The following is a 12901-nucleotide window of genomic DNA, read 5'->3' as shown; positions in this document are numbered from 1 at the left end:
TCCCTATGTTTAATAAAACTAATGATGCTAAAGATAGCTTGGATGCAGAAAAAAATGGAGTAGCTGATAATTCTTCAAAAAGAAAAGATAGCAATTTTGTAGAAATAGAGAGAGAGCGAAATACTGAGTTAACTGTTGATTCTAGCCTAAATAGGTTATCAGCACCGTTGAAGCGGTTGAGTTTGGGAACTAAAGCTGCATTACTTGCGATCGCAATTGGCACAATTCCCGTGTTAGCAATTGGCACGTTAGCTTATCATGTAGCTAGTATGGCAACGGGCAGTAAAAGTTCCCAAATTCAACAAGCAGAAGTGAATGGTATAGCAGATAAAGTAAACCGCTTTATGTTAGAGCGCTATACCGATATGCAAGTCTTATCAACTTTGCCAGTTTTAACAAATACTAAATTTAGGGATTCTCTAACTCCTAAAGAAAAACAAGTTTTATTAGACAAATATATAGAGAGTTATAAAGTCTATGACAGCATTGCAATCCTTAACCTAAGTGGGGATGCGATCGCACAATCTCGAGGAGCTTCTATAACCCATCAAGGGAAAAATAAATATTTTGAGGCAGCAAAGCAAAAAGGAAGCACTTACATCAGCCAGCCACAAGTTTCGCAAGAGACGGGAAATGGCAACATTATTATTGCTGCTCCAATTAAAGATTCAGTTACAGGACAAGTTTCATCTATCGTCAGAGCCAGTATGCCTCTAAAATCTCTAGATGAGATCTTGAAAAACTATACAGAAACAGGGCATAAATACTATTTAGCTGACGATTTAGGAAAATTATTTTTGCCTGTTGACAAAACTTATATAGGAAGAGAAATTCAAGCAGATTTTCCCGGTTTAGCTCAACGTCAAGGACAAAGAAAAGAAGATACTTTTACGACAGTTAATCAACTTGAAGGAAAAGAACAACTTGTCAGCTATACATCTAGAATTCAAGAAGGATTGCCAGATCTAAAATGGCAAGCCATTCTGACAACAGATGCAGGAATTGCATTTGCACCTCAAAGACAATTGGGACTGACAATTATTTTAGGAACGGGATTGGCAGCAATCGTTGTAGCTGCGATCGCAGTCTTATTGGCGAAGAAAATTACAGAACCAATTGTGAAAGCGACAGATGCAGTGGCAAAACTCGGACAAGGGGATTTAGGAACCCGTTTGGAAGTAGAGTCAGAAGACGAATTGGGTATTTTAAACGCCAATATTAACCAGATGGCAGCCCAGTTACAGACATTGGTTAAACAACAAGAACTGGATACAGAAAGAGCAAAATTACTAGCAGAAATTACTCTCCGAACCCGCAGAAGCCTCAACATGGAGGATATTTACAAAACAGCGGTCAGAGAAGTTCGTCAGGCAATCAAAACGGATAGAGTTTTGATTTATCATTTCAATCAAGAAACCTTTGATGGAGATGTTGTTGCTGAATCTGTAACTGCTGGCTTGCCAAGAATGCTAGGCGTACCAATTGACGATCCCTGTTTTAGAGAACGCCATGTAGAAACATACAAAGATGGTAGGGTTCGGGCAATATCTAACATATATCAAGACCCAAATCTAAGCAACGCTCAATGCTACATCAAGATGTTAGAAAAATTTGCTGTCAAAGCAAATTTAGTCGCACCAATTATTAGTGACGGACAACTTATTGCCTTAATGATTGCCCATCATTGTGATAGTCCCCGTATTTGGCTGCAATCAGAAATAGAGTTGTTTAAACAAATTGCCACCCAAGTAGGGTACGCCCTAGAACAAGCACTGCTTCTACAAGAAGTCGAAAAAGCAAGATCCATTGCCGAAAGATCGTCAGAAGATGAGCGTCGGCAAAAAGAAGCATTGCAAATGCAACTCCTAGAACTCTTAAGTGAAGTGGAAGGAGCAGCAAGTGGGGATTTAACAGTACGTGCGGAAGTCACAGCTGGAGAAATTGGCACAGTTGCCGACTTCTTTAACTCCATTGTGGAAAGCTTGCGGGACATTGTTACCCAAGTTAAACAAGCAGCCATCCAAGTTAACCAAGCGATCGGTCAAAACGAAGGCTCGATTCGCCGCCTTGCAGAGGAAGCACTCGCCCAAGCTTCAGAAATCAATCGCTCCCTTGATGCTGTTGATAACATGACCCACTCAATTCAAGCAGTCGCAGCAAGCGCCCAGCAAGCAGCCTTTGTTGCCAATACAGCTGCCAACACGGCTAAAAAGAGTGGGATAGCAATGGATATGACAGTGCAGAATATTTTGCACCTACGCGAAACAGTAGGCGAAACTGCCAAGAAAGTAAAGAGATTGGGAGAATCAACCCAACAGATATCCCGTGTGGTAGCTTTGATCAATCAGATTTCCATGCAAACCAACTTACTTGCCATCAACGCCGGTATTGAAGCGGCGCGGGCGGGAGAAGAAGGACAGGGTTTTGCGGTTGTAGCTGAGGAGGTAGGAGAATTAGCAGCCCGAAGTGCGGCGGCGACAAAAGAAATAGAACAAATTGTTGAAAACATTCAACGCGAAACAACGGAAGTGGTGCAGGCGATGGAACTGGGAACAACCCAGGTTGTAGAAGGTACGCGCATTGTCGAAGACGCCAAGCAAAGTCTAACTCAAATCTTAGATATTTCGCGGCAAATCGATTTGTTGGTGCAGTCAATTTCTCAAGCAACAGCCTCTCAAGTGGAAACATCACAAACAGTCAGTCAGTTGATGAGAGAAATTGCCTCCTCCTCGCAACGCACCAGTGATTCTTCACGTCAAGTTTCGGAGTCTCTGCAACAAACTGTAGAGATTTCGCAACAGTTGCAAGCAACTGTTGGTACCTTCAAAGTAGATTAATGTTAATAGCTAATAGCTAATAGCTAATTGCCAGACAATTAATTAAACATTAGTTATCAGCCATTAGCCATCAGCCATTAGCCATTAGCCCTCCCTTGTTCGCCAGTCGCCAGGGCGTGGGAAACCCTCCTACAGGACTGGACTCACCATTAGCCACTAGCTATTAGCCCTATGTCACAAGACAAAGAATTAGAAATCCAGATGCAATTTCTGGAGGAAGCGAATGATTATCTTAATACCTTGGAAGGGGTATTGCTGGAAATTAACCCCAGCAATCGCATTTCTCCAGAAAAAATTAATGCCGCACTAAGAGCCGCCCATTCTATAAAAGGTGGTGCTGGCATGATGGGATTTCGGTCTCTGAGCGATCTGGCTCACCGTTTAGAAGATTCATTTAAAGTTTTAAAAACTAGGAAAAATTCTTTAGAAATAGATACTGAGTTACAGAGTTTACTGCTTGCTGCGGTGGATTGGTTGCGTCAGATAGTGGAATTGCTATCGGAAGGTGGGGAGGTAGAGGAGCAGTGGTTGAGTACTTTTTGTTACCCAGTTTTTGATGAACTGCATCAACGTTTGGGCGATCCTACTCCTGAAGATGCAGCAACTATGCTGTCTCCAGAAGACGGACAAGATATCGTACCTTTGCTGTTTGAAACAGAGGTGGAAGGATGTTTGCAGCGTCTTGAAGCAGTACTGGCTGATGGCGAACAGCCTTGTCTGAAAGAAGAAGTGGCTATTATGGCAGCTGAGTTGGGTGGATTGGGTGAAATGCTCCAACTGTCAGCTTTTTCTCAGTTATGTATGTCAATTGCAGCTTATATAGAAGCTGCGGAACCTTCTCAGGTGGAAACAGTTGCTCGGTCGGCGTTGGAAGCATGGCGGCGATCGCAAGCTTTAGTACTGACAAATCAACTGGAAAGCTTGCCAATAGAGTTACAAATTGACGATGTAGCGGCTGCAATAATAGAGAGCACCCCAACAGAACTACTAGAAGTAGAACCAGCCCCAGTTCCTGAAGTAGAACCAGAATTTATAGAAGCAGGAGTTCTGCAACCAGAAGAGACGGAAGAATCCTGGCTGGATCGAGAAATCATTGCAGCCGACTTTGAAGCTTTGGAAGCAGCTTTTGCTGAAGAAAGCAACGCTCAAGTTGAAGAACCAGAACCAGAGCCAGCTACAGTATCTTCTAGAGAAATTCCTACATCAAGTTACAATCGCAAAGCCGAGCAAACTGTAGGTGGTCATAAGAGCGAAACTCCAGAAAATACAGTCCGAGTTCCAAGCAGACAACTTGAGCAAATTAACGATCTCTTTGGAGAACTGATAATTCAACGCAATGGGATGAATTTGCAACTTGAAAGGTTACGCAAACTCATTCGTAATTTGAACCAACGAGTCCAAGTTTTGGAACGAGAAAACCAACAACTGAGGACAGCTTATGATAAAATAGCCACTCAAAGTGTAGTGCCATCTGGAGAAGCATTAAGAGCACTAGCACCAGCCGAGCAACCAGAAGAACTTCCAGCGCCAGTTTCAGAGAAGAATGATGGAGCAAATGGAGTGGAAGGTGAGTTTGATTCCTTGGAAATGGATAGCTACAACGAACTCAACTTGCTTTCTCAGGAAGTTATGGAAACGATCGTTCAAGTGCAAGAAGTCACAACTGACATTCAACTTAGCATTGACGATACAGACCAATTTGCCCGCAAGCTTACCAAAACATCCAAGCAACTGCAAAGAAAGCTCACACAAATCAGAATGCGCCCGCTATCTGATGTTGTGGATCGCTTTCCTAGAGCCTTGCGCGACTTGTGCGTAGAATACGGCAAAAACGTACAGTTAAAAATTGAAGGGGCTAACACTTTAATCGAAAGAAGCATCCTAGAGTCTTTGAATGAGCCTTTGATGCACTTAGTCCGAAATGCTTTTGACCACGGAATTGAAGATCCGGTCACACGTCGTGCTTCTGGTAAGAACGAACAAGGGTTGATAGAAATTAAAGCAACCCATCAGGGAAATCGTACCATTATTTCGCTCCGAGATGATGGACGCGGGATTTCGCTAGAGAAAATCCGGACTCGCGCAATCGAGATGGGATTGGAACCTGCTTTATTGGCACAAGCAACAGAAGAAGAACTCCTGTCGTTAATTTTTGAGCCCGGTTTTAGCACTTCTGAACAGGTGACAACTCTATCTGGTCGTGGTGTTGGTATGGATGTCGTGCGTAACAACCTCAAGCAAATCCGGGGCGATGTCAAAGTTGATACAAAAGTAGGGAATGGAACTACATTCACCCTCTCCGTACCATTTACACTCTCAGTTGCACGAGTGCTGCTTGTCGAAAGCAATCGCATGCTCCTGGCATTCCCCACAGATGTTGTCTCCGAGATATTCCTACTTAACGAAGAGCACGTCTTACCAATGGCGACAGGCGAAGTCCTCAACTGGCAGGGTACCATGCTTCCGTTAGTTCGTTTGAGTCGTCACTTAGACTTTAATTGTCCCCGCTATGACAATCCAACCCTAGAGACGCCCCCAGCAATTAATGCTTCCAGCGTTATTATTGTTAGCCAAGGAAATCAGCCAGTTGCAGTGCAAGTGGATCGTTGTTGGGGCGAACAAGAAGTTGCTATCCGTCGGGTAGAAGGCAATATTGCTTTACCAAGTGGTTTTAGTAACTGTACGATTTTGGGTGATGGTCGCGTTGTACCGTTGGTTAATGCCAATGAGATGCTTTATTGGATTGCGACTAATGAGCGCGTACCCAGAACCAGTCAGCTTCCATCTTCTAAATTAAAGACAGTTTTCTTAACACCATCTGATGACAAACAAGCAGCGCTTTCAGGAAATCGTAAAGGCACTATTTTAATAGTAGATGACTCGATTAACGTGCGGCGCTTTTTAGCTTTAACTCTAGAGAAAGGAGGATATCAAGTCGAACAAGCTAAAGATGGTCAAGACGCTTTGGAAAAACTCCAGAGTGGTTTGAAAGTTCAGGCTGTGATTTGCGATATTGAAATGCCTCGCATTGATGGTTATGGATTTTTAGGCCGCGTGAAATCAAATACTGATTTTAAGGATATACCGATTGCGATGCTGACTTCTCGGAGTAGTGATAAACATCGCCAGTTAGCTATGCAGTTGGGTGCGCGGGCTTATTTTTCCAAACCTTACAATGAACAAGAGTTGTTGAGGACTTTGGATGATATTATTTTTCCTTTCGCAGGGGCTGCTAAATGAGAATTACAAATTTATTTATAAACCGCTAATAAACCTGACGGAAGCTGATAATGAATTATTGTAGAGATTTTTTATTCGTAGATAAAGAAGTTAGCAATAAGGTCAAATATTTTTGATTTTGATACCAAGTTTTAGTTTAATAACTCCCTTTTGTAGAGCCTGCATACGCAGGCTTTTTTCTTAAATAACGCGAGTTCGACGAAGCTACTCCCTTTCTGGTGTAAGATTACCGACGTAATTTCTTCACAAGGTGCTCCCTTTCTCCCCAGAGCAAAACCAACTTTATCTACTGATATAGAATATCGATCTGGAGGTAATTGAGCGATGGCTACCGTCGATGAATACCGTCAATACATCCAACACCTATTAACTGAACACGCAAAACCGATCTGGGATAATCGCATTCAAGCTCAAACTATTTTTGACACTGGGATTCGATCCTCCAAAGATGCGCCATTATACGGAGTTTGCTGAAGCCTAAAATTTGCTCCCATTTCTTAAGATTTAAAAGTGTGCTTGCTACTTCCCAAAGCAAGTTATAGATAGAATCAACAAAACTACAGGAGTGCGATCGCAAATGTCAAAACAGGAGCAGGGTAATTGTTCTGGTATTGTCGGCGATGGCGTCCTTATAGCGCTGACAGAACTTGTTTTTTCAGGAATGAAAGTAATTTGTGGAAAGCAATGAATAAATTGAGATTATAGTGACAGGCTCTAAAGAACAGTTACAAACTCAATATAGAATTCTTATTTAATTTTTGAACTAAACCTATATAGGGACATTGGTAGGTAATATCCCAATAGAGTTCAGTTAACAATATATAATCCTTGAAGATCCCTCCAACTCTCCAATCGGTTGGGGGGCTAGGAGGAGCGCGTCTTATCTGAACCGTATTGGGTAATATCCACCTTACAGTACTAAAAATTTTTTACAAAATATTAATAATTACTTGATAATTATTAATATTGAATAATTGCTCCGTAAAAACCCGGATCTAAGCAAAAATCCTTCTGTGAATTTTTCCGTAATTTTAACGTGGCGAATATCGCGTTATTTAAATTTAATACTGTAAAGATATTGTAAATTGATGGCAACAATAAACACTGTTTTATCTTCACAAAGTCTTCACGATTTATTGCCATAATTCGTATTTGGTTAGGTAAGGTTTATCCTGTGAAGGAAACACATTTTTTCTTGCATTTACCAAATCTGGGTGTGTTGTTTATGCTTAATAATAAAGTTAATATTTCCAGCTTGCAAGGTTCTCAATCTAGATTGCGTACCCAACAATCTCAAATCGGTAAAGTAGACCGACCTAACAACAAAACATTTTTACTACAACGTTTTAATAACCTCCCTATTAGTAGCAAACAATTTATTGGTTTAATTACTTGTGAATTGGTATCTGTTATAGGTATAGCTGGTGGCATCATATTAATTATTAACCAAGGATTGCAAAGTCAATTATTAGAACAGGCTAAGTTGGAATTGGCTGTCACGAATGAAAATTATAATTCACAGGTCAATCAAATCAACTCAATATTGAGACAAAAAGCAATCAATCCTACAATAATTCATGCCGCGATCGCTCATAATAGTAATTCTTTAAGTCCAAGTTTACAAGAAAACACTAAAAAAATTTTAGAAGAGGAAGCTCGCAATAGCAAAATAGAGTATGCAACTCTAGTAGGTAGAGATTTTAAGATTATTGCCAATCTTAACCCTGACCGTCAAGGAGAAATTTTTAATCCTAACAATCAAGTTAGTGAGGCAATAGAAAATTCTCAAACAATAACATCCAATAGCGTTATTACATGGTCGGAATTGAGCCAAGAGTTACCTGCTTTCCCAGAAGGTTTTAAACAGCAAGACACTCTCATCCGTTATACGATCGTACCCGTTAAAGATGAAAAAACACAAACAGTTGTTGGCGCTTTAGTTGCCGGAAAAATTTTAAGTGGGAAAGATACAATCGCCAAAAAGACTGTGGAAACTATTGGAGGTGGCTACAGTGCTGTTTATTTCCGCAACATAAATGGAGAATTGGCACTAGCAACATCTTTATATCAAGATAACTTAGAAGACACTAAACAAAATTTTCCCTTACCAAAAAAAGCTTTATCTTTACTTAATATAGCTACTAAGAATTCTCCAGGAAAAACAGTCACTCAACACCTGGTTTTAGATAAGAAAACTTATGTGATAGCAGCTAAAGCCATTCCTAATAAAATGACTGAAGGAGTGGAGGGCAATCAAACAATTTCTGGTGACGCTCCTGTGGCTATTTTGGTTCGAGGCACTCCAGAAACGGCTTTGAGTGATTTATTAAGGCATGGTTGGCAAGGACAAGCTCTGACTATTTTTATTATATTGCTGTTGATTTCTCTTTGGACATTGCTTGTGGAACGGGCAATTATCAGACCAATCAAAAACTTGCAACAAACAGCACAGAAATTTACAGTTGGTCAAGCATCCACGCGATCGCAAATTTTTACCACTGATGAAATCGGGCAATTAGCTATGAGTTTTAACTCAATGGCAGACAGCCTTGCAGAACAAAACCAACGTCGAGAAAATCAAGCAAAACTAGAATTTTACCTCAACAGTATCACGACCCGCATTAGAGAAACCTTAAATCCTGCAACAGTTTTGAAGACATTAGTATCAACGACGAAAGAAGCGATACAAGCAGATAGAGTGGTTTTTTATCGTTTAGACGAGAACTTACAAGGAAAAATAGTTGCCGAGTCTTCGAGCAATATTTTAACATCAGTAATAGGAACAACTGTTATTAAACCTTACCAAATTCAAGAAGAATTTAAAGAATATGAAATAGGTCGTGTCAAAGCAGTTGATAACATTCAAGAAGTTTCTCTCAGCCCGTCTTGCTTAGAGCAAATAGCAGCGCTAGCTGTCAAAGCATATCTCATCTCGCCTATCTATGCGAACAAGCAACTATACGGCTTGTTAGTTGCTCATCAATGTTCTAATCCCCGGAACTGGCAAGTTGTAGAAATTGACTTATTTAGACAAGTTGCAGTTCAAGCAGGTTATGCTTTGGAGCAAGCACAACTTCTCCAACAAGTAGAACGTGGTGTTGCCATAACTTCCCCTGAAGAACAGCAAAACAAAGACACTCTACAAGCTCAACTCTCAGATCTTATAGATAATATAGAGAGTGCAGCGCGTGGAGACTTAACAGTACGTGCTGAAGTGACAGTTGGAGAAATTGGCACTGTTGCTGACTTTTTCAACTCCATTGTTGAAAGCCTGCGAGATATTGTGACGAAAGTCAAAGAATCAGCATTGCAAGTGAATCAGGCGATCGGATCGAACGAAGGAGCAGTCCGCCACCTAGCTGAAGAAGCCCTTGCTCAAGCAACAGAAATTCACAGCACTCTTGATGCAGTTGATAACATGACTCAATCAATTCAAGCAGTAGCAGCAAGCGCCGAACAAGCAGCTACAGTAGCCCATGATGCTGCTCACACAGCCACAAAAAGCGGGTGGGCGATGGATATGACAGTGCAACACTTCCTGCGTTTGCGAGAGACAGTCAGCGACACTGCGAAAAAAGTCAGGAGATTGGGAGAGTCAACACAACATATTTCCCGTGTCGTCGCCTTGATCAACCAGATTTCTACCCAAACAAACTTGATTGCCATCAATGCTGGTATAGAAGCATCGCGTGCGGGTGAAGAAGGTCAGGGTTTTGCGATCGTCGCTGAGGAAGTAGGAGAATTAGCAGCCCAAACTGTAGTCGCCACGCGAGAAATTGAACAGATAGTTGAGAGTATTCAACTAGAAACAACAGAAGTTGTTCAAGCAATGGAGTTAGGAACAACTCAAGTGATGGACGGTACGCGCATTGTGGACGATGCCAAGCAAAATCTCAATCAAATTCTAGAAATTTCTCGGCAAATCGATTTGTTAGTGCGATCGATTTCTGAAGCCACAGCCTCCCAGGTGGAAACATCACAAGTCGTAAGTCAATTGATGAAAGCAATTGCAGCAACTTCTCAACGCACGAGTGATTCTTCACGTCAGGTTTCCAATTCTTTTGCCCAAACTCTACAGATTGCTGAAGAGTTACAGCAGGTTGTTGGGACATTTCAGGTGAAGTGATACGATTTTAGATGCGTGGATTAACAAATCAACTATATGTTAACGCAATCTAAAATCTCTCCTAGTATAAATGCAAGTGCTGGACATCGCCGTTCACAATGGAATTTGATGCGAGTGCTTCGGAAGAGAACAAGTGAACGAAGATGAGTTTGTCAAGCAGATTCAATACGTGCAGAAACGCATGACTGAACTGCAAAAGAATGCCAGCAAATTACCTTTACACCAACAAAGTCGATTGACAAAAGCTCTTGAGAACTTGAGCTATGCCATGAGGGACTTGCAAGTCGCAGAAGAGACCATACGGCTTTTACTGTCTGCAGTACAACAATCTAAAGATTCTATTATTATTACCACAGCAAAACTTGACCCCCCAGGGCCTGAAATTGTCTTTGTCAATCCAGCTTTTAGTCAAATGACTGGTTACGAGATTGAAGAAGTATTGGGTAAAACTCCACGTTTGTTGCAAGGTCCTAAAACCGATCGCTCTGTCCTGGATGACTTGCGGAAACATCTGTCTGAGGCGATACCTTTTCATGGTGAGGCAATTAACTACCACAAAGATGGTACGGAATATTATGTGGAATGGAATATTAGCCCGATTTGTAATGTCAATCAAACCATAACACACTTCATTGCCATTCAACGTGACATTACTGCCCGCAAACGCATGGAGGAAGAACGCGAGTCTCTGCTCTCCCGAGAGCAGGCAAACCGCGCAGAAGCAGAAGCAGCAAACCGAATTAAAGATGAGTTTTTGGCTATGCTCTCCCACGAACTCAGAACTCCTCTGACGCCAATTCTGGGTTGGTCAAGGCTGTTGCAAACCAATAAGTTACCGGAAGCAAAACTACAACAGGCAATGGCGTCAATTGAGGAGCACGCGAAACGTCAGGCAAAATTAATTGACGATCTGCTTGACCTTTCACGAATTGTGCGGGGCAAATTAACACTTAATTTAACTTCAGTGACATTGATCGTGCCGCTTGCTGCTGCTCTTGAAACAGTTCGTCTGGCTGCTGAAGCAAAATCAATTCGTATCAAAACAGTACTTGAATCGACTGTAGAACCAGTTATGGGTGATGCAGATAGATTGCAACAAGTTTTTTGGAACTTGCTTTCAAATGCCATCAAATTTACTTCAGAAGGCGGCTCTATTATTGTAGAACTACAACGAGTGAACCGCTACGCTCATATTACAGTCAGTGACACGGGACAAGGTATCCATCCCGACTTCTTACCCTTTGTGTTTGACCGTTTCCGCCAAGAAGATAGTTCTATCACTCGTCAATTTGGAGGTTTAGGTTTGGGGCTGGCTATTTCCCGGCAATTAGTAGAAGCTCATGGCGGAACAATTGTGGTGGAAAGTCTTGGTGTTGGAAAGGGTACAACCTTTACAATCAAGCTACCACTGATAAAAGCTCCCCAACAGACACACTCAAACCCCAAAAAACCTCCGCTATTTTTGGATTTGAGCAATATAAAAGTTTTAGTGGTAGAGGATGATGCTGGTACGCGAGAATTTATCACCTTCGCGCTTGAACAGTATGGAGCTAATGTCAACGCCGTGGGATCTGCCACTGAGGCGCTAGAAGTATTGGCACAATCAAAGCCAAATATATTGATAATCGATATTGGGATGTCAAAAGTAGATGGTTACACTCTGCTGCGTCAGATTAGATCGATGTCGCAAGAGCAAGGAGGGCAAATTCCGGCGATCGCTCTTACGGCGTATGTAGGAGAAAACAATCGGCAACAAGCCCTTGCAGCTGGTTTTCAAATGCATGTTCCCAAGCCAGTTGAGCCTGCTGAAATAGCTGTAGTTATTGACCAATTATTGGGCAAAAAGCAATGATCTGAGTTAACTTCACTTTCTAGCATGAGCGAATGCTGCTATTGCATTTGGTGAACCAACATATCGCCAATGCCAAGGCTCAAAACTCACACCTTGGGAATTATTGCGCTTAAAAGACAATTCAAATCCAAACTCTCGAGCATGACGAGTCAACCAACGATAGGCATTTGTCTTTTCAAATTCCAAGGTGACATCTTGCTTTGGGGCTCTACCATCTGCTAAATCCACAGCAAAACCAGTATGATGTTCGCTAAATCCTGCAGGTGCGCTGATTTTTGCTGCTGCTTCTACGGAACCGCGACGCTTCACTTGGTCTTGAAACAATTTTTGTTGCTGTTCTATGGTACGAAAACCGGAAACAGGTACTATCCAAACACCTTCTTCTCTTGCAGAATACATCATTCGCATTAGTGCTTGTCCTGCTTCAATATTTAACAACTCAAAGCGTTGGTCATCACCCGTTGCGTAACTACTGACAATCATCAATTCGCTAGGATTGGCTTGTGCATAAGAAAAATGTCCATATGCTATTTGATTTTCTACCGGTTGTTTCTGGAATGAAGCGGGATTGGCTGCAATTTCTACTGGTTGGGAAGAGACAATAACAGAAGACGCTTCTGTTGGATGGGAGGTTGGGACGACGGAAACAATCTTTGGTGGAGAGGAGGGTCTTCCTCCAACATTCGTTGGGTTTGGTGCAGAAAATTTTAGCGCCAATGCTGCACTCAAAATAATACCAAATGAAACTGTCATTGCAATAATTAAAATTCGTGCAATATGGGGTATTTTTTTTAAAAAATTCATATATTTTTGAATTTTGGATAGACGAAGGTTTTATTGGATTTA

General features: G+C 41.6%; 5 protein-coding genes. 4 read left to right on the top strand and 1 reads right to left on the bottom strand.

All coding sequences use genetic code 11. The features are described 5' to 3' along the window. Window positions 1-5: 5 nt before the first annotated feature. The 4 genes from AB0756_RS36105 to AB0756_RS36090 all read left to right on the top strand — a co-directional run bounded on the left by AB0756_RS36105 (window position 6) and on the right by AB0756_RS36090 (window position 12055). Window positions 6-2837, top strand: coding sequence for a methyl-accepting chemotaxis protein (locus AB0756_RS36105; RefSeq protein WP_038089371.1), 2832 nt, complete (start codon window positions 6-8; stop codon window positions 2835-2837). 171 nt (window positions 2838-3008) lie between these two features. Next, a complete protein-coding gene (locus tag AB0756_RS36100) occupies window positions 3009-6077 on the top strand; it encodes a hybrid sensor histidine kinase/response regulator (RefSeq protein WP_038089374.1) in 3069 nt (1022 codons plus the stop codon). Window positions 6078-7302: 1225 nt separating this feature from the next. Continuing rightward, window positions 7303-10203 carry a methyl-accepting chemotaxis protein gene (locus AB0756_RS36095; RefSeq protein WP_237265924.1) on the top strand — a complete coding sequence of 967 codons (2901 nt, stop codon included), beginning with the start codon at window positions 7303-7305 and terminating at the stop codon, window positions 10201-10203. A gap of 133 nt (window positions 10204-10336) precedes the next feature. Then, window positions 10337-12055 carry an ATP-binding response regulator gene (locus AB0756_RS36090; protein WP_050045291.1) on the top strand — a complete coding sequence of 573 codons (1719 nt, stop codon included), beginning with the start codon at window positions 10337-10339 and terminating at the stop codon, window positions 12053-12055. Window positions 12056-12067: 12 nt separating this feature from the next. Here the strand turns inward: AB0756_RS36090 and AB0756_RS36085 are convergent, their stop codons facing one another. Continuing rightward, window positions 12068-12859 carry a M15 family metallopeptidase gene (locus AB0756_RS36085; protein ID WP_063779458.1) on the bottom strand — a complete coding sequence of 264 codons (792 nt, stop codon included), beginning with the start codon at window positions 12857-12859 and terminating at the stop codon, window positions 12068-12070. Between the last annotated feature and the right edge of the window lie 42 nt (window positions 12860-12901).

The sequence above is a fragment of the Tolypothrix campylonemoides VB511288_2 genome, assembly GCF_045999855.1.
GTDB classification, from domain to species: Bacteria; Cyanobacteriota; Cyanobacteriia; order Cyanobacteriales; family Nostocaceae; genus Scytonema; species Scytonema bouteillei_A.
This window is presented reverse-complemented; position numbering and strand designations above follow the sequence as displayed.